20 protein-coding genes are annotated in these 21,525 nt (G+C 69.5%); 10 read left to right on the top strand and 10 right to left on the bottom strand.

The annotated features are described in order from the left end of the window. The first annotated feature begins 5 nt into the window (after positions 1-5). The 3 genes from pabB to NO345_RS09560 are packed head-to-tail and all read left to right on the top strand — an operon-like array spanning position 6 to position 3,054. A complete protein-coding gene (gene pabB / locus NO345_RS09570) occupies positions 6-1,526 on the top strand; it encodes an aminodeoxychorismate synthase, component I (protein ID WP_256298662.1) in 1,521 nt (506 codons plus the stop codon). Then, positions 1,523-2,146 carry an anthranilate synthase component II gene (locus NO345_RS09565; protein WP_256298660.1) on the top strand — a complete coding sequence of 208 codons (624 nt, stop codon included), beginning with the start codon at positions 1,523-1,525 and terminating at the stop codon, positions 2,144-2,146. Before pabB ends, NO345_RS09565 begins: the two co-directional genes overlap by 4 nt. Further along, positions 2,131-3,054: an aminotransferase class IV gene (locus NO345_RS09560; protein ID WP_256298658.1), complete on the top strand. Its 924-nt coding sequence runs from the start codon at positions 2,131-2,133 to the stop codon at positions 3,052-3,054. Before NO345_RS09565 ends, NO345_RS09560 begins: the two co-directional genes overlap by 16 nt. A gap of 106 nt (positions 3,055-3,160) precedes the next feature. Here NO345_RS09560 and NO345_RS09555 read toward each other — a convergent pair whose 3' ends face one another. Then, positions 3,161-4,216: a saccharopine dehydrogenase family protein gene (locus NO345_RS09555; protein WP_256298656.1), complete on the bottom strand. Its 1,056-nt coding sequence runs from the start codon at positions 4,214-4,216 to the stop codon at positions 3,161-3,163. An 81-nt stretch (positions 4,217-4,297) separates the two neighbouring features. On the opposite strand from NO345_RS09555, the gene NO345_RS09550 reads away from it, so the two are divergent. Next, positions 4,298-4,720, top strand: a complete 423-nt coding sequence (locus NO345_RS09550) for a Rieske (2Fe-2S) protein (RefSeq protein WP_256298654.1) — start codon at positions 4,298-4,300, stop codon at positions 4,718-4,720. Positions 4,721-4,861: 141 nt separating this feature from the next. Here the strand turns inward: NO345_RS09550 and NO345_RS09545 are convergent, their stop codons facing one another. Then, on the bottom strand, positions 4,862-5,152 hold the full coding sequence (locus NO345_RS09545) for a transcriptional regulator (RefSeq protein WP_256298652.1): 291 nt from the start codon (positions 5,150-5,152) through the stop codon (positions 4,862-4,864). A 96-nt stretch (positions 5,153-5,248) separates the two neighbouring features. Between NO345_RS09545 and NO345_RS09540 the strand changes: the two genes are divergently transcribed. Beyond that, entirely contained in the window at positions 5,249-6,217 is a 969-nt protein-coding gene (locus tag NO345_RS09540; protein ID WP_256298650.1) for a nucleotidyltransferase family protein, read from the top strand. Between the two features lie 18 nt (positions 6,218-6,235). Here NO345_RS09540 and NO345_RS09535 read toward each other — a convergent pair whose 3' ends face one another. From NO345_RS09535 to NO345_RS09510, 6 genes are all read right to left on the bottom strand, one after another. Further along, positions 6,236-6,559 (bottom strand): hypothetical protein, encoded by a 324-nt coding sequence (locus NO345_RS09535; protein ID WP_256298648.1) that lies wholly within the window; start codon positions 6,557-6,559, stop codon positions 6,236-6,238. Between the two features lie 37 nt (positions 6,560-6,596). Next, positions 6,597-7,319: a diphthine--ammonia ligase gene (locus tag NO345_RS09530; protein WP_256298646.1), complete on the bottom strand. Its 723-nt coding sequence runs from the start codon at positions 7,317-7,319 to the stop codon at positions 6,597-6,599. A gap of 31 nt (positions 7,320-7,350) precedes the next feature. Continuing rightward, on the bottom strand, positions 7,351-8,505 hold the full coding sequence (locus NO345_RS09525; RefSeq protein WP_256298644.1) for a DUF373 family protein: 1,155 nt from the start codon (positions 8,503-8,505) through the stop codon (positions 7,351-7,353). A 42-nt stretch (positions 8,506-8,547) separates the two neighbouring features. Further along, on the bottom strand, positions 8,548-9,540 hold the full coding sequence (gene sppA / locus NO345_RS09520; protein ID WP_256298642.1) for a signal peptide peptidase SppA: 993 nt from the start codon (positions 9,538-9,540) through the stop codon (positions 8,548-8,550). 253 nt (positions 9,541-9,793) lie between these two features. Beyond that, on the bottom strand, positions 9,794-10,684 hold the full coding sequence (locus NO345_RS09515) for a coiled-coil protein (protein WP_256298640.1): 891 nt from the start codon (positions 10,682-10,684) through the stop codon (positions 9,794-9,796). 248 nt (positions 10,685-10,932) lie between these two features. Continuing rightward, positions 10,933-12,822, bottom strand: a complete 1,890-nt coding sequence (locus tag NO345_RS09510) for a glycosyl hydrolase 2 galactose-binding domain-containing protein (protein ID WP_256298638.1) — start codon at positions 12,820-12,822, stop codon at positions 10,933-10,935. 214 nt (positions 12,823-13,036) lie between these two features. Between NO345_RS09510 and NO345_RS09505 the strand changes: the two genes are divergently transcribed. From NO345_RS09505 to NO345_RS09485, 5 genes are read left to right on the top strand one after another with little or no spacing between them, the layout of a single operon-like run. Next, the gene (locus NO345_RS09505) at positions 13,037-13,189 is read left to right on the top strand and encodes a hypothetical protein (RefSeq protein WP_256298636.1); all 153 of its coding nucleotides are present in this window, start codon (positions 13,037-13,039) and stop codon (positions 13,187-13,189) included. Between the two features lie 25 nt (positions 13,190-13,214). Further along, positions 13,215-13,628, top strand: coding sequence for a DUF371 domain-containing protein (locus NO345_RS09500; protein WP_256298634.1), 414 nt, complete (start codon positions 13,215-13,217; stop codon positions 13,626-13,628). A 50-nt stretch (positions 13,629-13,678) separates the two neighbouring features. After that, on the top strand, positions 13,679-14,197 hold the full coding sequence (locus NO345_RS09495; RefSeq protein WP_256298632.1) for a zinc metalloprotease: 519 nt from the start codon (positions 13,679-13,681) through the stop codon (positions 14,195-14,197). A 60-nt stretch (positions 14,198-14,257) separates the two neighbouring features. Beyond that, positions 14,258-15,070, top strand: a complete 813-nt coding sequence (locus NO345_RS09490; RefSeq protein WP_256298630.1) for an endonuclease III domain-containing protein — start codon at positions 14,258-14,260, stop codon at positions 15,068-15,070. 57 nt (positions 15,071-15,127) lie between these two features. Next, entirely contained in the window at positions 15,128-15,712 is a 585-nt protein-coding gene (locus NO345_RS09485; RefSeq protein WP_256298628.1) for a GNAT family N-acetyltransferase, read from the top strand. A gap of 12 nt (positions 15,713-15,724) precedes the next feature. Here the strand turns inward: NO345_RS09485 and NO345_RS09480 are convergent, their stop codons facing one another. Both NO345_RS09480 and gltB read right to left on the bottom strand, forming a co-directional pair. Then, on the bottom strand, positions 15,725-16,714 hold the full coding sequence (locus tag NO345_RS09480) for an NAD-dependent epimerase/dehydratase family protein (RefSeq protein ID WP_256298626.1): 990 nt from the start codon (positions 16,712-16,714) through the stop codon (positions 15,725-15,727). Between the two features lie 117 nt (positions 16,715-16,831). Next, entirely contained in the window at positions 16,832-21,379 is a 4,548-nt protein-coding gene (gene gltB / locus NO345_RS09475; RefSeq protein WP_256298624.1) for a glutamate synthase large subunit, read from the bottom strand. Positions 21,380-21,525 lie beyond the last annotated feature (146 nt).

The raw sequence follows: 21,525 nt of genomic DNA, 5'->3' as shown, positions 1-21,525 counted from the left end.
ATCGCATGACCACGCCCCACGTCGTGACGGACCGGAGTTCGTTCGTCGCGACTGCCGCCGACGCACCCGCCGACGTTCGGGTGCCCGTCGAGGTGACCGTCACCGTGGCAGACCCGTTCGACGCCTACCGGCGGGCGCGGACGGGGGAGTGGGACGCCTACCTCGAGACCACCGGTGGGCAGTCCGGCTGGGGCCACTTCGCGGTCGAGCCGGTCGACCGACTCACCGTCGCTCCCGACGCCCACGCGCTCGACGGTCCGTCGCCGTCGCTCGCCGCACTCGACGGCCTGCTCGACGGTGAGTCGCTCCGCCGTGGCGACTGCGACGTGCCGTACCCGTGTGGTGCCGTCGGCTGGCTCTCCTACGACATCGCCCGGGAGCTCGAGTCGCTCCCCGGTGATGCCACCGACGACCGGGGGCTCCCGCGGCTCCAGGTCGGCGTCTACGACCGGCTCGTTTCCTGGCGCGAGCCAGGCGACGGCGAGGACGAGACCACGCTCCGGATCACCGCCTGCCCCCGAAGCGGCGACGACCCCGACGCCGCCTTCGAGCGCGGCCGCCAGCGAGCCCTCGAACTCGCCAGGCGCGCGACCGACGGGGAACCCGTGTTCCCGGACCCACCGGTCGACACCGACCACGTGACCTTCCAGAGCGACTGTGGCCGGGACGCCTACGCCGACCGCGTCAGGACCGTCCAGCGATACGTCCACGACGGCGACACCTTCCAGGCGAACATCTCCCAGCGCCTCGTCGCCCCCGCGGCGGTCCACCCCGTCAGGGCGTACGACGCGGTCCGTCGGGTGAACCCCGCGCCGTACTCCGGACTCGTCGAGTTCCCGGGCGTCGACCTCGTCAGTGCGAGCCCCGAGCTGCTACTGGAACGCGACGGCGACCACGTCAGGACCGAACCCATCGCCGGGACCCGACCGCGCGGTGCGACCGCCGACGAGGACGCCGACCTCGAAGCCGACCTGACCGCGGACGAGAAGGAGCGCGCCGAGCACGCGATGCTGGTCGACCTCGAACGGAACGACCTCGGGAAGGTGTGCCGCTACGGCAGCGTCGACGTCGCCGAGTACCGCCGCGTCGACCGCTACGCGGAGGTCATGCACCTCGTCTCGAACGTCGTGGGGGAGCTCCGGCCGGACGCATCGCTCGCCGACGCCGTCGCCGCCGTCTTCCCCGGCGGCACCATCACCGGCGCGCCGAAGCCACGGACGATGGCCATCATCGACGAACTCGAGTCGACCCGTCGCGGGCCGTACACTGGTAGCATGGGCCTCTTCGGCTTCGACGGCCGCGCGACGCTCAACATCGTCATCCGGACGCTCGTCCGCCACGGCGACGAGTACCACCTTCGAGTCGGGGCCGGCATCGTCCACGACTCCGTGCCGGAGCGCGAGTACGCCGAGACGCTCGACAAGGCACGGGCACTCGTGACCGCCGTCGACGACGCGCTCGGCGACCGGGCCGCGATGACCGTCGCAGGCGAAGAGACGGCTGTGGGCGAGGAGGTGGACAGATGACGAGAGTGCTCGTGGTCGACAACTACGACTCGTTCGCCTACAACCTCGTGCAGTACGTCGGCGAACTCGCCGACGACGTTGTCGTCCGTCGGAACGACGCGATCGACGTCGACGGAATCCGCGAACTCGACCCCGACGGTGTCGTCGTCTCGCCGGGGCCGGGAACGCCGGCCGAGGCGGGCGTCTCAATCCCGATCTTCGCGGAGCTCGCGTACCCGACGCTCGGCGTCTGTCTGGGTCACCAGGCGCTCTGTGCGGCCAACGGCGCTCCGGTGGTGAACGCACCCGATGTCGTCCACGGGAAACCGTCCGTCATCCAGCACGACGGGACCGGCATCTTCACCGACCTGCCGGAGCGAATCCGGGTGGGGCGCTACCACTCGCTGGCGGTCGAGCGGGACGACCTCCCCGACGGTCTGGTCGAGACGGCGGCCACCGACGACGAGCGCGACGTGCTGATGGCGGTCCGGCACCGCGAACGGCCACACGTCGGCGTGCAGTTCCACCCGGAGAGCATCCTCACCGGCGAGGCGACCGAACGCGAGACGGGGCAGGCGCTCTCGCTCCGGATCGGGAGACAGCTCGTTGCCAACTTCCTCGACAGATGCAGTACCACGTAGACGGCGACCTCGTACCGGCCGGATCGGCGACCGTGGACGTCCGCGACCGCGGCTTCCAGTACGGCGACGCCGCGTTCGAGACGATGCGGGCCTACGGCGGCTCCGTCTTCGAACTCGACGCACACCTCGACCGGCTGGAGACGACCTGCGACGCGCTCTCGCTGGACCACGGGCTCGGGGCGGACGACCTCCGCGAGCGGATCGACGAGACACTCGCGGCCAACGACCTCGACGACGCCTACGTCAAGCTCTCCGTGACGCGGGGCGTCCAGCCCGGGACCCTGACGGCCCAGTCGGAGGTGGACCCGACGGTGGTCATCATCGTCAAGCCGCTGCCGCGGGGCGGCGTCGGCAGCACCCCTGTCTGGGACGACCACGCCGTCGTCCAGACCACGAAGACGCGCAAGCCGCCGGCGAGCGCACTGCCACCGGGCGCGAAGACCCACAACTACCTCAACGGCATCCTCGCCCGGAACGAACTCCTCTCCGAGTCGGACGAGGCACTGCTCCGGGACAGCGACGGCTTCGTCGCGGAGGGCGCGGCGAGCAACCTGTTCTTCGTCACCGACAGCGGGCTGCACACGCCGACGGCGGAGCTGCCGCTGCTGCCGGGCATCACGCGCTCGGTCGTCGTCGATCTCGCACGGGAGGAGGGCATCCCGGTGCTGCAGGGCCGGTACGAACCGAGCGAGGTCCGTGAGGCCGACGAGGTGTTCCTCACGAACACGACGTGGGAGCTGCGGCCGGTCGCGACCGTCGACGGCATCGACGTGGGTAGCGGGCCGGTGACGACGCTGCTGGGGCGGCGGTTCGACGCGCTGGTCGAGCGTCGCCACTACGGCGACGAACGGCTCTCATCCGTGGAGGGCGAGGACGATGCGCCGTCCAGCGACTCGTCCGCGGAGTAGGGCAAGCAGGCGACGCGGTCGTTCGCGCGGCGGTGCGTCACGCACCCGCCTCGGCCGCCGCGCGTCGCGTGGTCAGGGCACGCCGCCACTGGCCCCGTCTTCGTACTTAAACACCGCCGACGTCGGTGCGCTCGACCCCCGATACCTCGAGGACGAGGTCCGCGCCGTAGGCGGTCGAGGGTGTCTGGAATCCCGCCGGCGCATCGCCGTCGAGTGCGCGTTTCGCGGTGAGCAGTGCCGTGTCGCGGGTCAGTGCGTACGGGTTCGGCGTCCGGAGTCGTGAGACGACACGGTCCGTGCCGTCGGTCGCCTCGCCCCAGATCTCGCCGGAACCCTGGTCGAGCTGCTGCTCGTCGGGACCGTCGACGCGGCGGTCGACGAGCCACTTGAGGAGTTTCTGGACGGGACCAGTCGCAAGGAGCGGGAGCAGTTTGCGGAACCGACGGAGGCGAGCGACCGTCTTCGGGTGCGTCTCGGAGTAGACCGTGACGTTCGGGATGCCCGTCGAGTGGTACGCGGTCACCACGTCGCCCCAGGGGATGGCCATCGCAGTGCGCTCGCCGTAGCTGAACGGTATCTCGCGGTCGTCGTGGGCGGTCGGTACGCGGACGAGCTCGCCGTCGTGGCGGACGACGCCGTCCTCGCCGATGTTCTCGACCATCGTCATCGCCGTCCCCCGGGAGGTCCCACCCATCCCCCCGAGGGCGAGCGATAGGTCCGTCGCCGATGGGAGCCGGTCGTGGAGGTGCGCGGCGAGGCAGTCGGAGGGGACCACGTCGAATCCGACGCCGGGGAGGAGCATGACCCCCGCGTCGGTCGCGTGTCCGTCGCGCTCGGCGATCTCACGGAACACCTGCCACTCGCCCGTGATGTCGAGGTAGTGGACCCCGGTCGTGAGACAGGCCTCGACGAACGGCTCGGCGGTGTGAACGAACGGGCCGGCGCAGTTCAACACCACGTCGACGCCCTCCAGGTAGTCCGCGACCGTCGCGGGGTTCTCGGCTTCGAAGACGCGCTCTCGGCAGTCGAGCGCCTCGGCCTGTTCCTCGACCCGCTCTCGCGACCGGCCGGCGAGAATCGGGTCCAGTCCCTCCGCGACCGCCGTCTCGGCGACGAGTGCGCCGGTGTAGCCGTACGAGCCGTAGACGAGGAGTTCGCTCATAGATACCACGGCGCGCGCCGGGAGCATAAAGTCCGGCGGAGACCGTGGCGTTCAAACCGGCCGCGGGGGAACTGAAGTGCGATGGACGAAGCACGCCGCATCGCGCCGGTCGAGGAGGTGCCGACCGAGTCGACACTGCTGTTCACCGTCAGAGCGCGGGACGACGGCGAGGAGCGCGAGGCCATCCTCCACCACCGCGACGACGGTGTCGTCGCCTGGCTCAACTACTGCCAGCACCTCACCCACATCAAGATCGACAAGGGCTCGGGTGCGCCGATGCGAGGCGACGAGCTCGTCTGTGCGAACCACGGCGCGATGTTCGAGTCGGACACCGGCCTGTGCACCTACGGACCGTGCGAGGGTGCGTACCTCAACGCGCTCGACGTGACCGTCGCCGACGGGGCGGTGTACCTCACCGATGGGGACCACGAACTCGTCGGCCTCGGCGGCGTCGAGGCGGACGGACCCGCCGACCTGACCTCGACCTCGAACGTCGAGTTCTGACCGGTCTGACCGCCGGTTCTCGTCGGTTCGGGGCGGCCACAAGAAACTTTACTGGTACCCGATACCGTACTGGTGCGGTCGTGGTCTCGACCATTCCAACTCCCCCCTTTCCCCCCTTTCTGACCGTTCCCGACCGATTCGCTAGCGGACGGTGAACGTCGGCTCTGCGACGGACTCGCTCTTGCACTCCGGGCAGCGCGACGGTCTGTTGAGCAGGTCGTCGAAGTCGGTGAACCCGCAGTCCCGACACTCCGGCGGCGCGACGAGCAGCTCCTCGTCGGTCGGCCCGAGCGACTGGGAGATGTGCTCGACGTGGCGGAGCGCCGCGCCCGCTGTCACGTCGAACTCCGTCGCCAGCACGCTCGGCGTGGCCGCGTCCGCACGGAGTCGGTCGGTGATGCGCTGTCGCGTCGTCTCGTCTGCTTCACGCATACCGTGCACTCGGCACCGCCCGGATAAACGTCTTTTCGGGCGCACCCCTCACCGAGAAAGACAAAGGACTTACTGCCGGCTACAGAAACCGGGGGTATGAAAGCAGTCGTCCTTGCTGGCGGGTACGCGACGCGTCTCTGGCCGATCACGAAGCATCGGCCGAAGATGTTCCTCCCGGTCGGTGACTCGACGGTCATCGACCAGATCTTCGAGGAGCTCGAACGGGACGACCGCGTCGACGAGGTGTTCGTCAGCACGAACGAGCGCTTCGCCGGCGAGTTCGAGACACACCTCGCCGAGAGCGAGTTCGAGAAGCCGACGCTCTCGGTCGAGGAGACCACGGAGGAGGACGAGAAGTTCGGCGTCATCGGCGCGCTCGCCCAGCTCGTCGACCGCGAGGGCGTCGACGACGACCTGCTCGTCATCGCCGGGGACAACCTCATCAGCTTCGACGTGAGCGAGTTCGTCGACTTCTTCCAGTCGAAGGACGCCCCGACCATCGCCGCCTACGACGTCGGCTCGAAGGAGCGCGCGAAGTCCTACGGCCTCGTCGACCTCGAGGGCGACCGCGTCGTCGACTTCCAGGAGAAACCCGACGACCCCAAGAGCACGCTCGTCTCCATCGCCTGCTACGGCTTCACCGCCGAGTCCGTCGGCCTGCTGGAGGAGTACCTGGCGGGGGACAACAACCCCGACGAGCCGGGCTGGTTCGTCCAGTGGCTCCAGGCCCGCCAGCCGACCTACGCCTTCACCTTCGAGGGCGCGTGGTTCGACATCGGCACACCGGAGTCGTACCTCGACGCCGTCGCGTGGTACCTCGACGGCGAGAACCACGTCGCCGAGTCCGCGACCCTCTCCGGTACCACCCTCGGCAAGAACGTCCACATCATGGGCGACGCCGAACTCGTCGACAGTCACGTCGACAGCTCCGTCGTCTTCCCGGATGCGACCATCGTCGAGTCGGACATCCGCAACTCCATTATCGACGAGGAGACCCACCTCGACAACCTCGACCTCGCCGGCGCGCTCATCGGCGCGCACACGAAGATCACGAACGGGCACTGAGTCGCGCCGGGCGAACGCCTATCCCCTGTCGGCCCCCTCGAGTTCGAAACCGAACGGTGGTTCGGGAACGTGCTCGAAGTCCGACCAGTCGTAATGGTTCGAGGTCTGTGTGATGACCGACGCGGTCGACCCGTCGACGTCGAAAATAATCACGACTCGTTTGAAATTCTCGGCCTGTCCGGACTGTACCGTCCGAAGGTAGTACTGGCCGTCGCTGTTTCGAAATAACTCTCCCTCGAGCGCGCTGAGCTTCGTCCGAATCGCGTCGACGCCGTAGTAACGGCCGACTTTCGACCGGGCCTGAAGCGATACTTCGACCTTCTCGATCACGACTGGGCCCACGTAACCAGGCCCGCCAGCGACAAAACCTCTTAGGCCACTACGCCAGCCGTGCGTCCGTAATCTCGATGTGCCCTCTCGTCCCCTCCCACACCGTCTCGTACGCCAGTTCGATGGCGCGGTCCATGTGCGGGCCGTCCGTCACGAACGTCTCGAACTCGCCACCTTCGCCGAGGACGTGCACGCCGTATTCGTCGTTGAGTTCCTGTAGCTCCGCGAACGCCTCGGCGTCGAGCGTACGCCCGAGCCAGGACTCGTCGAGCCCCCCCGCCGCGACCTGCAGGATGGTGATCTCGAAGCCGGCGTCGAGCATCGCCTCGGCGAGTTCGACGGGGGCCTCCTGCCAGAGCGGCGCGAACACGTCGCAGCCGAGCCGGTCGGCCATCGCCTGGATGCGCGAGGTCTGGAACTCGCTCTCGACCGCACCTGCGGTGACGCCGGCGAGGCCGCCGTCGAGGTCGTCGGCGAGGTCGGTCAGTGCGACCTCGAGCGGTTCGAGCTCGGCATCACCCTGCTCGCCGGCGTCCTCGGCACTGGCGGCGTCGAAGTCCTCGGGCGAGACGTTCACGTGCTCGATGCCGATGCTCTCGGCGGCCAGCGCGGTGAGCTCGGTCGCCGGGACGTGGTACATGTAGGAGTCGCCCTCGGGGTGGACCGTCAGCAGGTGCGAGACGGGCAGGTCCACCTCGAGCGCGCGGTAGACCGCCCACGAGGAGTCCTTCCCGCCGGAGAACAGCCCCACCCACGAGCCGGTGTCGGTCATACCCACCGTAGCGGCCGGGTGGGTAAACCAGCTACGAACCGTGTTCGAGCTCGGCCTCGGCCTCGTCGACGGCGTTGCTCGAAAGCACCGAGGCGACGCGCACGCCGACGAGCGCGAGGAGGACCGCGGCGACGACGTACACGGCGAGGCGCTCGCCCGCACTGAGGACGAACGGCCCCAGCGAACTCGCGCCGACAGCCAGTTCGGGGAGCCGGACGGAGCCGATGTACGCCGCGCGCTCGAGGAAGTACGCCGCGAAGCCGCGGACGACCAGCCCGACCGACACGAGGAGGAACGGGATGTTGATGGTCGCCCGCGGCACCTCCTCGGAGCCGATGGCCTCGTCGAGCAGCCGGCCGACGCTCGCGGTGACGCCCGCCCCCGCTAGCCACGGGACGGCGTCGAAGACGAACTGCATGGTCGGGATGACGACGCCCTCGGCGTTCTCCAGGTCCGAGACGGCGAGCGCGCCGACGAACAACCCGACCATCGTCAGTCCCGCCGCGACGACGTAGGTGACGACGGAGACGTTGCCGGAGTAGAGCGCGGTCTGGGTGCGCTGGGCGATGTCCTTCGTCACGTCGTCGACGGCGAACCCCTTGTACAGCAGGAACAGCCCGACGACGGCGGTGATGGTCGCCGCGCCGACGGCGGGCCCCCGCCAGAGCGCGAGCACCGGGAACGCGACGAGCGCGACGCCCAGCGGCACGAGCACGGTCTGTCTGAGCTCCTCGTCGGCGAGGAACTGCTTCAGCAGGTAGTACGTCGATTCGATGTCCCGGGCCTGCCTGACGACGACGCGGTCGACGCTGTCGACGCGGAGTCGCGACTCGACGACCGGGACGAGCCGTTCGTCCTCCGCGCTGTCGATGACGACGATCGCGGACTCGATGTCGTGGGTCTCCAGCAGTCCGTCGAGCTGCTGGCCGACGGCGCGGTCGGCACCGACGACCGACTCGCTCGCCCCCGAGACGACCGCCACGACCGTCTCCTCGTCGGCGTCACGGAGGTCACGGGCGACGCGGAGGGTCTCCAGCAGCGTGTTGACGCTCGAGTCCTCGGGGTCGGCGAGCCCGACGTCGGTGACCAGCGACCGAACGGCCTCCCAGCCAACGACCGGCGTCTTCAGCCCCGTCTTCCGCCCGATATCGTCGGTGCGGTCGACGCAGACGACCAGGGTAGCCACTACGTGTAGCGACACACGATGGGAATAAAAATCTGCCTCCCGTTACAGCTTCAGTTCGACCTCGTCGTCGCCGCCGAGGACGCTCGCGACGCCCGCGCCAGCGGCGTACGCGACCCGCGTGGCACCGAGCATCGTCCGGGCCCGGAGGCGGCGGTGCGGCCGGAACTCCTCGACGCTGACCGACTCTCCGAGCAGCGACTCGACGTGGGCCTCCACGTCGTCTCTCGTGCCGAGGTCGTCGACGAGCCCGAGTTCGTGTGCGTCCCTGCCGAGGTACACCCGCGCCTCGGTGTCCCGCACCAGCTCGTCGTCGAGGTCCCGACCCTCGGCGACCACGTCCACGAACTCGTCGTACCAGCTGTCGACGAGCCCCTGGAGGTACTCGCGGTCGTCGGCGGTGAACTCCTCGAACGGCGAGCCCGCGTTCTTGTACTCGCCGGCGGTCAGCTCGTTGTAGTCGACGCCGACCCGGTCGCCCAGCTCCTTGAGGTTCAGGTTGCCCATACGAACCCCGATGCTCCCGACGAGCGTCCCGTCGCGCGCCCACAGCTCGTCGCAGCCGCTCGCGATCCAGTAGCCGCCGCTGGCACAGAGGTCGTTCGAGTACGCCACGGTCGGCCCGTCGAAGCGCTCGGCCGCGAGCCGGATGTCGTCGCTCGGGATCACCTCGCCGCCGGGCGTGTTCAGCTTCACGAGCAGCGCGTCGACCGCGCTGTCGTCGTCCGCGCGGTCGATCTGCTCGACGATCTCGTCGGCGGTCGCCCCGCCCGGCGGGCTGACCAGCGAGCCGCCGCCGTCGCGGGTTATCGGTCCCTCGACGGCGACCTCGGCGACGTTGTACGCCGGGAACGCGTTCCGGGCGAAGCGCCCCGAGACGACCGCGAACGCCAGCGCCGTCGCCAGCGTCAGCAGTACCTCCACGGTCCCGAACCCCGTGTCCGGGAGGACCTGGAACAGGAACAGGCCGACCAGCACGCCGAACACCGTCCCGAGGACCGTCACGACCAGCCGTCCGAGCCGCGTCGTTGCACTCATGGGCCTCACTTGGGCCAATCGGGTCAAAGCCGTTGTGCCGTCTCCGGCCCGTCGGCTCCCGGCTGGCTTCCCACCACCGGTGACGGCGAGAACGCGGGAGCTTTCTGGGCGGTATCGGCTCCAGCGACCCCCACGACCGGCGGGGGTCCCTGGCTGTTCTCCTCCGTAGTCCCGTCGCTCGAAATAGAACGAAGCAGCAGCTACGGACTCGAAAAATAACGCGAAAGTAGACCGCAGAACTACGAAACCGACCTCAGAGACGGCCCGCCTTCTGCAGCTTCATGAGGTCCTCGGTGTCGAGGGTCTCGCCCTCCTTGAAGCGCTGGTAGATCTCCTCGGCCTCCTCCTCGGCCTCCTTGCGCTTCTGGTCGCGGCTGGACTGCTTCTGCTCTTCCTCCTGCTTGTCGAGCTCGCGCAGGCGCTTCTGGACGCGGACGAAGTCCTCGTGGTGGCGGTCGGCCGCCTCCTGGGCCTCGACGAACTTCTCGTGCATCTCGTCGGCCTCGTCACGGATGTCGTCGGCCTCGCGGTAGGCCTCGATCATCTGGTTGTGGTGCTCCTGGGCCTTGTCCGCGAGCTCCGTGACCTTCTGGTGATGGGTCGACGCCTCGGAGCGGACCTCCTCGGCCTCCTCGACGAGGTCGTCGAGGTCGTCGTTGTCGCCCATCTTCTCCTTGCGCGACTGGTACTCCTCGCGCTTGGCCTCGATCTTCTCGATGAGCTCCTTCTCCTCCTCGGACGAGAGCACCTCGGTCTGCTGCTTGAACTCGAGGTCCTCGATCTCGGACTCGAGCTGCTCAAGGTCCTTGCCGTCGTCGAGCTCGAGGTCGGACTTCATCTCCTCGACCTTGTCGAAGAGCTCGTTGGCCTCGGCGTTCAGCTCGTTGCGCTTCTGCTTGTGCTCCTGGACCAGCTCGTTGAGCTCGTCGCGCTTCTCGCGGTGCTCCTGTGCTTCGTCGACCTTCTCGCGAGTCTTCGCGTTGAGGTCGTCGCGCTCGGAGGCGCGCTCAGAAGCCATCTGGTTGAGGTCGTTACGTCGGTCCCGAAGCTGCCCTGCGAGCTTGATCAGCTGTCCTTTGGATTTGTTCTGCAGGTCGTCTTCGGTGAGTTCTACGTTCTTGGATGTCTCTATCGATTCTGCCATGGTTGTATTCGTACCTCGATTCCGTCCCGCACCGGAGGGTAGGCATCGCTGTCGACTGCTGACGTCGCGGTGATAAGGTTCCGTGTCATTCTGGTCGGCGTGCGATGCTACCGGAACACCGGTGGCGTTCTGGTATCAACTACTACCACCTTGTGTAATTTAAATCTGCCGATTGAGAGAACTGCCGAAATCGGGGGACGGAGCCGAGAACGACCGTGTAAACGACTACCAAACCAGTCGTTCACAGGTTATAAACGGTATCGATTTACTACGGCCGTAGTTCCAGTTTCGAGCGTCAGCTCGACGGCCGTCGCGTCGGCGGGCACTGCAACCTCGCCCGCACCGACGCTGTCGAACGCCGGTGCCGCGACCGACACCGCGTCACCTGCCTCGGACCCACCCGCCTCCAGGCCGTCGAACGACCAGCGGACGGTCCCCTCGACCTGCGCCGGCGCGTCGTTGAGCAGCCGAACCTCCACCCGACTCCCGGGGGCGGGAACCTCGCAGAGCACCGGCACCACCGGCCGGAGGGAGGTCGCCAGCGCGTCGAAGGCCGGCTTCGCCTCCCCGTCGACGCCCAGCACGCCCATCCCACCGCCGGCGTCGGTGTCGCGCAGGCAGAAGCCGGCGAGCACGTCGGCCCCCTGAAGCCGGAGCGTCTCGGCCACGCGCTTGAGAATCCGCGCCTGGGTCACCTGCGAGGCAGCTGTATCGGCGCTCCCGACGACGGTGTCGTGGACCCCGCGGTCGAGCCCCGCCGGCTCCGCTCCCGACGCCGTCAGGGAGCCAGCGCCGAACTCGGTGACAACGCGGGTCAGCTCGGGCACGGTCGCACAGAGCCAGTCCACCGCGTCCGCGTCGCCGAACGTCCACCCCGGGTAGAGGTGCGCCGCATCGGGACCGATGCCGGGCTGACCACACACCGGGAACACCGGCCGGTCGGCGGGCAGCGCGTGGGCGATCCCCTCGGCCGTCGGCCGTGCATCGGTCTCCCCGCCGACGCGCCGCCGGAACCGCAGGCGGTCCATGCGACCCCCGCCCATCCGGGCGTCGAACGGTGTCTCCGGGTCGTCGTGGACGCCGAACAGTGCCACCGACGGGTGGTGGTCCACCGTGCTCGCGAGCGTTCGCGCGACCGCCCGCCCACGCTCCGGGTCCACGCGCACGTCGCCGGACAGCGGGCAGTCCTGCCAGACCAGCACGCCCGCCTCGTCCGCCGCATCGTACAGCTCCGGCGGCGCGACGTGGGCGTGCAGCCGCGCGAGCGTGAACCCCGCCTCGTCGACCCGCTCGAAGTCCGCCAGCAGGTCGTCGCTCGGGAGCAGGTTCACCCCGCGTGCCCGCACCCGCTCGCCGTTCACGCGGAGGCCATCGTCGGTACCGAAATCCACCGTCCGAAGCGCCGTCGTCGTCGTGATCTCGTGGTCGCGGAACTTCGCCCGCACGACGTACCGGTGCTGGTCGCCGTGGTTCCGCGGCCACCACAGCGACGGCTCCCGGAGCGCCAGCGTCCGCGTCACCGTGATCCGCTCGCCGGCCCCGGCCGCGACCTGCTCGCGCTCCATCGCCCCGCCGCCGCGGAACCCCTCCGGCCGCAGCGACAGCGTCACCGGCTCCGCGACCGGCTCCGCCGCGTCCACCGACACCGCCACGTCGATGGCCCCGCCGTCGTCCGTGAGCCGCGGGTTCACCACGAGGTCGCGCAGGAACGCCGGCGGTCGCAGCCGCAGGTGGATGCCCCACCAGATGCCGGGCACCGCCAGCGCGTCGCGCACGTGGTCGGTCTCGTACACCCCGCCGAAGCCGTCCGCGGGTCGGTGACACTCCACCACGAGTTCGTTCTCCGCCGCCGGCTCGAACTCGAACCTGGCCGGGACGAAGTACTCGCGATGGCTCCCGAGCAGCTCGCCGTTCAACCACACGCGAGCGTGGCCGTACAGCCCTTGGAACTCGAGCAGCGCGCGCTGCGCCGCCGTCGACCGTGGATCCGCGAACGTGAGCCGGTAGGCGACCGCGTCCGCGCCCGCGAACCGCGCCGGCCGCCCCGGCATCGACACAGACTCCCACGACTGCACCTCGGGCGGCCCGTCGCCGACCGTGTCGGCGAGCACGCGACCGCCTTCCCACTGGCTCGACATACGAGCGCAATCACCGACCGCGACGAGGAAAGGTCTTCGGCCGGTTCCGTCGGCGTCCGGTGTGTTTCCACCTCCCTCGAACTGGAGCGGGAGCCGCAGCTCCGAGAGCAAACCTGAAACGACCCCACCCCGCTCCCGTCCGGCATCCGTTTCACTTTCACTTTCACCGAGGGGTTGGCTGCGGTTCATAAGGGATGCCGACGCAGTAGGAGGTATGCTCGACCAGCTCACGGCCGCCTGCGAAGGCTGCAACCGCCCGCTCGATGGAGACCGGTTGATGCTCACCATGCGGACCGACGCGGGCACCCGTCGCGCCTACGAGTGCGGCTGCGGGGCGGTCACCGTCACCGTCGTCCGCGAGGATTAAGGCCACCCGTCGGATACGGCGGCCCATGGAGGAGGTCATCCACGCCCGCGGCCACGCGAACGTCACCGCCGAGCACGCCAGCACGTTCGAGGTGACGACCGACGACTACCTCACGCCGGCGGGCGACTGCATCCTCGCCGTGGACGCCGACCGCGCCCCCGCCGACTTCGACGACGCGTTCGTCGCGGCCTGCCGCGAACCCGGCGCGACCATCACCTGCACCGTCGAGGCCGGTGGCCACGCGGACACCGCCATCGGCGTCGGCCACCCCGACCTCGCGTTCGACAGCGGGCGCAGCATGGTCGGACGCACCTCCGACTACGTCGACGACCGGACCGTCATGCTCGCGAGCAGCATCTCCGCGGCCGGCTTCGACCGCGATCTCGTCGCCGCGCTGGCAGCGGGTGCCGACGTGACCGTGACGCTGGCCGTGGAGTGACGCAGTCTCCCGACCGAACCTTTATTTCGAGGAGAGATACAGTAATATACATGCTCACGGGGTCGTCCGCCGTGCTCGTGGTGAACGTCCTCGCACTCGTCCTCTTCGGGCCGTTTCTGACGTTGGCGCACGAACTCGGGCACGCGATCACGGGCCTCCTCGTCACCGACCGGGGCTGGACGGCCGTGGTCGGCGACACCGCCGGGTACCGACTCTCCGTCGGCTCGCGGTTGACGGTCGTCTTCGCACCGGGCGCGTTCCGGACGCCGTGGTTCGGATTCGTCCGGTGTGACGGCGACACCGCGCTGTCCAGACGGGCGACCGTGGCGGTCAACCTCGCCGGGCCGCTGGTGAGCGCCGTCGCCGCCGTCGGACTGTTCGCCGCGGCGTCGGCCACCGACTGGTGGGTCGGGGACGCCGTGTTCGTCCCGCTGGTGCTGTGGCAGGCGTTCACCGTCGCCGCGACGCTCGCCCCCGTTCGCTACCCCGCCGGCTGGGGTGGCTACGGCGGGATGGAGAGCGACGGCCGCCGCATCGTCCGCGCCATCCGAAGGGAGCCCGGGGACTGAGGTCTCCGCTCTCGTTCCCGCGTCGAATCCTACTTGCCCCCGTCGTCCCAACGTCGAGCCATGTCAGACGACGAACCCGACGTCAACATCTCCGGCGGCGACGACGGCGGTGGCGTGGCCGCCGAGTTCACCCCCGGAGAGGCCGCGACCCGCGCCGAGACCGTGGTCGACCGCCTCGGCGAGCTGTACTGGCAGAAGACCTACGGCGGCAAGGACGGCTTCGAGTGCCTCGTCCGCACCATCCTCAGCCAGAACACGAGCGACGTCGCGAGCCAGCCCGCCCACGACGACCTGATGGCCAGCTACGGCCCGGTCGAGGACCTCGCGGCCAACCTCGCCGACGCGACCCACGACGAGCTCGCCGAGACCATCTCCTCGGCCGGCCTCTACAACCAGAAGAGCGAGGTCATCCGCGACGCCGCCGCGTGGGTGCTCTCGGAGTTCGGCTCCACCGAATCGTTCGACGAGTTCGTCGCGGCGGGCGACCCCGACGAGGTGCGCGAGACGCTGCTGTCGGTCTCCGGCGTCGGCCCGAAGACGGCGGACTGCGTGCTGCTGTTCGCGGGCGGACAGGGCGGCGTCTTTCCCGTCGACACGCACGTCCACCGCATCGCACGTCGGATGGGTCTCGCACCCGCCGACGCCGACCACGAGGGGGTCCGGGAGGCGCTGGAGGCCGCCGTCCCGGCCGAGAAGTGTGGATTCGGGCATACTGCGATGATCCAGTTCGGCCGCGAGTACTGCACTGCGCGCAAGCCGGCGTGTCTGGACGACCCCGAGGCCTGCCCGCTCGCGGACCAGTGCGAACAGGTCGGCGTGTATCCCGAGACGGGCGAGGTCGTCGACCCGGCGGACGCGGCCGAAGCCGACTGAACGGGCGCGAGCGTCGCTGGCACCAACAGTTTTCCCCATCCCCAGAGAAGCAGGGGCGTGAACGTCGAACCAGTCACGCTGGAGGGGGAGTACGTGCGGCTGGAGCCCCTGTCCGCCGACGAGCACCTCGACGACCTGATCGCCGCCGGGAACGACGAGGCCATCTTTCGGTGGTTCGGAACGCAACACGCCGGACCCGAGGTGATGCGGAAGTTCGTCGCCGACGCCGTGGAAGCGCAGGCGAAGGGCGACCAGCTCCCGTTCGCGACCGTGCGACAGGACACCGGCGAGGCCATCGGCTCGACCCGCTTCGGCAACATCCGGCACGAGAACCGCTCCGTCGAGATCGGCTGGACGTGGCTCACCCCCGACGAGCAGCGGACGCCGGCCAACACCGAGGCGAAGCTCCTGCAACTCCGGCACGCGTTCGAGCAGTGGGGCTGCGTCCGCGTCGAATTCGAGACGGCGGCCGCGAACGAACCGGCGCGAGCGGCGCTCGAACGAATCGGGGCCGTCGAGGAGGGCATCCTCCGCAAGCACATGCTCGTCCAGGGCGAGCCGCAGGACAGCGCCTTCTTCAGCATCGTCGATTCGGAGTGGCCCGACGTGGAGCGCGACCTGACGGCGAAGCTGGACCGGTGAGAGCCGCGGCTGCTACAGCGTGTCCAGCACGCCGAGCACGCGCTCCTCGTTCTCGCGCCCGGGGTCGTGCTCGCTGCCGTCGCGGTCCGACTCCAGGTGGTCGTCGACGGCGGCCTGCATCGCCTCGTCCACGGGCGTCGACTCCCAGCCCAGCGCGGCCAGCTTGTTCGTGTCGAGCACGTGCGGGTAGTCGCGGTAGAGGATGTAGTCGTCGAGCGAGAGGTCGCCGATTCCCAGCTCGCGCTCGGAGGCGTGGACGACCTCCACGTCGGTGTCGAGACTGTCCGCGATGAGCTCGACCATCTCCTCCAGCGTGACCATCCGGCGGTCGCCGACGTTGTACGCCTCGCCGGCCGCGCCCTCCTCGGCGACGACCCGGAGGGCACTCGCGACGTCCTCGACGTACGCCCGGTGCCAGACGTTCGTGCCGTCGCCGGGGACGACGACGCGGTCGTCGTTCCGCACGCGGTCGATCCAGAAGTCCAGGCGCTCCGTGTAGTCGTGCGGCCCGTAGACGATGCAGGGCCGGACGGCCATCGCGTTCACACCGTCCTCGGCAGCCGCGAACACCGCCCGGTCGCCCTCGGCCTTCCGCGGGCCGTAGCTCTCCTGGGAGTCGTCTTTCGCCTGCGCCTCGGTGCAGTCACAGAGCGCGGTCTCGTCCTCCCGCTTCGGCATGACCTCCGCACCGTAGGCCGAGCCCGAGGAGATGTAGACGTAGGCGTCCACGTCGTCGAAGATTCGACAGGCGGTGCGAACGTCGCGCGGGTGGTACGCCACGCAGTCGACGACGACGTCGGGCTCGACCTCGCGCGCCGCGCCGGCGAGCTCGGCGTCGTCGGTCCGGTCGCCCTGCACGTGGGCGACGCGGTCGTCGTCCGCGAACGGGTTCTCGTGGTTCCCGCGGTTGAAGGTCGTGACCTCGTAGCCGTGGTCGATGAACTCCTCGACCGCGTGGCGACCGATGAACCGCGTCCCGCCGATGATGAGTGCCGTCTCCATGTGCTGTGGGTGGGTCGGTCCGGGGATGAACGTGATGATTCCGGGTCCGAGTTACGGGGTGCTCCGCTGGTCGCGTCACGAACAGCACGAAGGGACGGAGACGAGTCGCCTCGACCGCTAGTCGTCGCTCGACGCGAACCCGGTCTGTCCCACACCCACGTCGACGGACGCGCTCTCGGGCAGCTCCTCGCGCACGTCGGCGGCGTCCTCCTCGGTGAGCACGCGCTCGTAGGCGTCGGGCATGACCTTCACGAACGAGTCGAGCGCGGCGTCCCAGTTCGCCAGGAGCTCGCGGCCGCGCTCGGAGTCGGTGTAGGCGACGTGGTTCTCGACGAGGCGGCGGAGCATCGCGCGGTCGCGCTCGTCGAGATCGCGCTCGAGGTGGACCATCCCGGTGTTCAGGTCGCCCTCGAGCGAGTCGTCCTCGTCGAGCACGTAGGCGATGCCGCCGGACATCCCGGCGGCGAAGTTCTTCCCGGTGCCGCCGAGGACGGCGACGACGCCGCCGGTCATGTACTCGCAGCCGTGGTCGCCGACGCCCTCGACGACGGCGGTCGCGCCGGAGTTGCGCACCGCGAAGCGCTCGCCGGCCATGCCGTTGACGTAGCACTCGCCGTCGGTCGAGCCGTACAGCGCGACGTTGCCGACCGCGACGTTCTCGGCGGGGTCGAAGCCGGCGTCTGCGGGCGTCTCGACGGCGATACGCCCGCCGGAGAGCCCCTTGCCGACGTGGTCGTTCGCGCCGCCGACGAGGTGGAGCGCGACGCCCGAGGCGAGGAACGCGCCGAAGGACTGCCCGGCGGTGCCCCGGAGCGAGACGTTGACCGTGCCGTCGGGCAGGCCGGCCTCGCCGTACTCGCTGGCGATGGCGTTCGAGAGGATGGCCCCGACGGTCCGGTCGGTGTTCGACACCTCGGTGGCGATGCCGACGGGCTGACCGCGGTCGAGCGCGGGTTCGGCCCCTTCGAGCAGCTCGTAGTCGAGGTGGCCGTCGAGCTCGTGGTCCTGCTCGCGGACCTTCCGGCGCGGGCCGTCGCCCACGTCGGCGAGGACGGCGGAGAGGTCGACCTTCCCGGCCTTCGGGTGGTCGGAGTCGCGCTGGCGCAGGCAGTCGACCCGGCCGACCATCTCGTCGACGGTCTCGAAGCCGAGCTCGGCCATGATCTCGCGGAGCTCCTGGACGACGAACGTGACGTAGTTGATGACGTGGTCGGGCGTGCCCGGGAACCGTGCTCGGAGGTCCTCGCGCTGGGTGGCGACGCCGACCGGGCAGGTGTTCTTGTGGCACTGGCGGGCCATCACGCAGCCGCCGGTGACGAGTGCCGCGGTGCCGAAGATGTACTCCTCGGCACCGAGGAGGGCGGCGACGGCGACGTCGCGACCCGTCTTCAGGCCGCCGTCGGCGGAGAGCCGGACGCGGTCGCGCAGGCCGGTCCGCCGGAGCGTCTGGTTCGCCTCGGCGAGCCCGAGCTCCCACGGCAGGCCGGCGTTCTTGATGGACGTGCGCGGCGACGCGCCGGTCCCGCCGGAGTGACCGGAGATGTGGACGACGTCGGCGTTCGCCTTGGCGACGCCGGCGGCGATGGTGCCGATGCCGGCCTCGGAGACGAGCTTGACGTTGATGTCCGCGTCGGGACTCGACGCCTTCAGGTCGTAGATGAGCTGCTTGAGGTCCTCGATGGAGTAGATGTCGTGCAGCGGCGGCGGCGAGATGAGCCCGACGCCGGCGGTCGACTTGCGGACGTGGGCGATCATCTCGTTGACCTTCTCGCCGGGGAGGTGCCCGCCCTCGCCCGGCTTCGAACCCTGGGCCATCTTGATCTGCAGCTCGTCGGCGCTGGCGAGGTACGTCGCGGTGACGCCGAAGCGCCCCGAGGCGACCTGCTTCACCGAGCACTCCTTCTCGGTGTCGAAGCGCTCCGGGGGCTCGCCGCCCTCGCCGGTGTTGGCCTTGCCGCCGATGCGGTTCATCGCGACGGCGTTGTTCTCGTGGGCTTCCGGGGAGAGGCTCCCGAGGCTCATCGCGGCCGTCGAGATGCGCCCGACGATGTCCGAGACCGGCTCCACGTCCTCGATGGGGATGGACTCGCGGTCGCTGTCGAACTCGAGCAGCCCGCGCAGGGTCTGGAGCTGCTCGTTCTGGTCGTTGATGAGCTCGGCGAACTCGCCGTAGTGCTCGTAGTCGCCGGCCCGCACCGACTGCTGGAGCGCGCCGACGGTGTTCGGGTTCCACTGGTGATGCAGCCCGCCCGAGCGGTTCTCGTACTCGCCGGAGCGTTCGAGATCGGGCGCGCCCTCGGCGTCGTAGGCGGTCGCGTGGCGGTCCCGCAGGTCGCTCTCGATGTCCGCGATGCCGATGCCCTCGGTGCGGTTCTCGGTGCCCTCGAAGTACTCGGCGACGAAGTCCGAGTCGAGGCCCACTGCCTCGAAGATCTGTGCGCCCTGGTAGCTCTCGACCGTCGAGATGCCCATCTTCGCCATCGTCTTCAGCAGCCCACCCTCCACGGCTTCGACGTAGGCGTCGATGGCCGCGGCGAGGTCAGCGCCGTCGGGACCCTTCGTCACGTCGGCGATGGTGCGGAACGCGAGGTACGGGTTGATGGCGTCCGCGCCGTAGCCGACGAGCGTCGCGGTGTGGTGGACGGTGCGGGGGTCGCCCGACTCGACGACGAGCCCGGCGTGGTTCCGCAGGCCGTTGCGCACGAGGTGGTGGTGGACCGCGCCCGTCGCGAGCAGGCTCGGGACCGGCAGGCGGCCGTCGCCCACGGCGCGGTCAGAGAGGACGACCACGTCCGCGCCGTCGCGGATGGCCCCGGCGGCGTCGGCCCGGACGCGCTCGACGGCCGACTCGAGGTCGCCGTCGAGCGGGAACGTGATGTCGACGACGCGGCTCTCGACGTTGCCGCTCCCGTCACCGCCGTCGAACCCCCGGATCGCGCCGAGCTCGGTGTCGGTGAGGACGGGCGAGTCGGCGACCAGCTGGCGGGCGTGAGCGGGCGACTCGCCGAGCAGGTTGCGCTGGTAGCCCATCCGCGTCTCCAGCGAGGTGACGAGCTCCTCGCGGATGTAGTCCAGCGGCGGGTTCGTCACCTGCGCGAACAGCTGCTTGAAGTACGAGAAGAGCGGTCGGTTGTAGTCCGACAGCACCGACAGCGGCGTGTCGTCGCCCATCGAGCCGACGGGGTCCTTCCCCTTCTTGCTCATCGGTTCGATGAGGTTGTCCAGCTCGTCGCGGGTGTAGCCGTAGACGGTCTGCCGGGCCCGCAGCTCGGTCGCGGCGTCGTCGTCGGGGGGCGTCGGGCGCGGGTCGTCGTCCGCGTGGTCGGCGAGGCTGACCTGCTCCTGGGCGACCCACTCGCCGTACTTCCCGTCGGCGAGCTCGTCGAACACCTCGTCGTCGGGGACGACGCGCCCCTGCTCGGGGTCGGCGAGGAACAGCTGGCCGGGCTGGAGGCGGCCCCGTTCAGCGACATCGTGCTCGTCGAGGGCGAGCGCGCCGGCCTCGCTGGCCATCACGAGCCGGTCGTCGGTCGTCACGTCGTATCGGCAGGGCCGGAGCCCGTTCCGGTCGAGCACCGCGCCGACGCGGTCGCCGTCGGTCGCACAGACCAGCGCGGGGCCGTCCCACGGCTCGACGAGGGAGGCGTGGTAGTCGTAGAAGTCCCTGCGGGCGGGGTCCATCGAGTCGTCGCCGCGCCACGCCTCGGGGACGAGCATCCGCAGCGCGTGGGGCAGGTCGCGCTCCTGCGTGAGCAGTTCGAGCGCGTTGTCGACGCTCGCGGTGTCGGACTGGTCGGGGTCCTGGATGATGGGTCGGACCGCGTCGAGGTCCAACTCGTCCGATTCGAGGTCCGTCTCCCGGGCCCGCATCCAGTTGACGTTGCCCTGGATGGTGTTGAACTCGCCGTTGTGGACGATGCCGCGGTACGGGTGTGCGAGGTGCCACGCCCCGAGCGTGTTCGTCGAGAAGCGCTCGTGGACCATGACGAACGTCGAGTCGACGCGCTCGTCGCGCAGGTCCGGGTAGTAGTTCGGGAGCTGTTCGCCCGTCAGGAGCCCCTTGTAGACGAGCGTCTTCCGGTCGAGCGAGCAGACGTAGAACCGCTCTGCACCCTCGAACTCGGCCTCGTCGACGGTCTTCTCGACGACGCGCCGGGCCTCGTACAGCGACCGGTCGAACGTCTCGGTGTCGACCCCGTCGTCCGCGGGGGCGACGACCGCGTGCCAGACGTCCGGCTCGGAGTCGAGCGCGGTCTGGCCGAGTCCGTCGTTGTCCGTCGGCACGTCGCGCCAGTGGATCACCTCGAGATCGCGGTCGTCGAGCGCGGACTCGACGAGCTCCTGCATCGGCTCGCGGTCGGCGGCGGCCTGCGGGAAGAAGAAGGAGCCGACGGCGTACGTCTCCGGCAGGTCGACCGGGAGCTCGTCGGCGAGGAACGCCTGCGGCGTCTGGAGCAGGATACCCGCCCCGTCGCCAGTGTTCGGCTCCGCGCCGGTCGTCCCGCGATGCTCGAGGTTCTCGAGGAGTTCGAGCCCGTCGGCGACGACCGAGTGGTCGCTGCCGCCGCCCAGATCCATCACCATCCCGACCCCGCAGTTGGACCGCTCGTCGTCCGCGTCCGCGAGCCCCCGGCTGGCAGGGGTGACCCGCTGTGGCTGATTCATGTGTACACGGCACACTGACTGGTATAAGAGGCTACTCCTGAATGGCTAAGTGTATTAATAACACATATAAGGACACATTGATTGTGGATATCTCGTCTCGGTGATGGGCCACAGAACGGACGAGTACGGGCCGGTGGGGCCTCGAT

The sequence above is a fragment of the Haloarchaeobius salinus genome (assembly GCF_024464185.1).
GTDB classification, from domain to species: domain Archaea; phylum Halobacteriota; class Halobacteria; order Halobacteriales; family Natrialbaceae; genus Haloarchaeobius; species Haloarchaeobius salinus.
Note: the sequence above shows the minus strand (reverse complement) of the source record. Positions and strands in the feature narration are given on the sequence as shown.

Excerpts from the sequence above, each read along its gene's own strand:
- pabB (WP_256298662.1), top strand. The coding sequence starts at position 6 with ATGACCACGCCCCACGTCGTGACGGACCGGAGTTCGTTCGTCGCGACT.
- NO345_RS09565 (WP_256298660.1), top strand. The coding sequence starts at position 1,523 with ATGACGAGAGTGCTCGTGGTCGACAACTACGACTCGTTCGCCTACAAC.
- NO345_RS09560 (WP_256298658.1), top strand. The coding sequence starts at position 2,131 with ATGCAGTACCACGTAGACGGCGACCTCGTACCGGCCGGATCGGCGACC.
- NO345_RS09555 (WP_256298656.1), bottom strand. The coding sequence starts at position 4,216 with ATGAGCGAACTCCTCGTCTACGGCTCGTACGGCTACACCGGCGCACTC.
- NO345_RS09550 (WP_256298654.1), top strand. The coding sequence starts at position 4,298 with ATGGACGAAGCACGCCGCATCGCGCCGGTCGAGGAGGTGCCGACCGAG.
- NO345_RS09545 (WP_256298652.1), bottom strand. The coding sequence starts at position 5,152 with ATGCGTGAAGCAGACGAGACGACGCGACAGCGCATCACCGACCGACTC.
- NO345_RS09540 (WP_256298650.1), top strand. The coding sequence starts at position 5,249 with ATGAAAGCAGTCGTCCTTGCTGGCGGGTACGCGACGCGTCTCTGGCCG.
- NO345_RS09530 (WP_256298646.1), bottom strand. The coding sequence starts at position 7,319 with ATGACCGACACCGGCTCGTGGGTGGGGCTGTTCTCCGGCGGGAAGGAC.
- sppA (WP_256298642.1), bottom strand. The coding sequence starts at position 9,540 with ATGAGTGCAACGACGCGGCTCGGACGGCTGGTCGTGACGGTCCTCGGG.
- NO345_RS09515 (WP_256298640.1), bottom strand. The coding sequence starts at position 10,684 with ATGGCAGAATCGATAGAGACATCCAAGAACGTAGAACTCACCGAAGAC.
- NO345_RS09510 (WP_256298638.1), bottom strand. The coding sequence starts at position 12,822 with ATGTCGAGCCAGTGGGAAGGCGGTCGCGTGCTCGCCGACACGGTCGGC.
- NO345_RS09505 (WP_256298636.1), top strand. The coding sequence starts at position 13,037 with ATGCTCGACCAGCTCACGGCCGCCTGCGAAGGCTGCAACCGCCCGCTC.
- NO345_RS09500 (WP_256298634.1), top strand. The coding sequence starts at position 13,215 with ATGGAGGAGGTCATCCACGCCCGCGGCCACGCGAACGTCACCGCCGAG.
- NO345_RS09495 (WP_256298632.1), top strand. The coding sequence starts at position 13,679 with ATGCTCACGGGGTCGTCCGCCGTGCTCGTGGTGAACGTCCTCGCACTC.
- NO345_RS09490 (WP_256298630.1), top strand. The coding sequence starts at position 14,258 with ATGTCAGACGACGAACCCGACGTCAACATCTCCGGCGGCGACGACGGC.
- NO345_RS09480 (WP_256298626.1), bottom strand. The coding sequence starts at position 16,714 with ATGGAGACGGCACTCATCATCGGCGGGACGCGGTTCATCGGTCGCCAC.
- gltB (WP_256298624.1), bottom strand. The coding sequence starts at position 21,379 with ATGAATCAGCCACAGCGGGTCACCCCTGCCAGCCGGGGGCTCGCGGAC.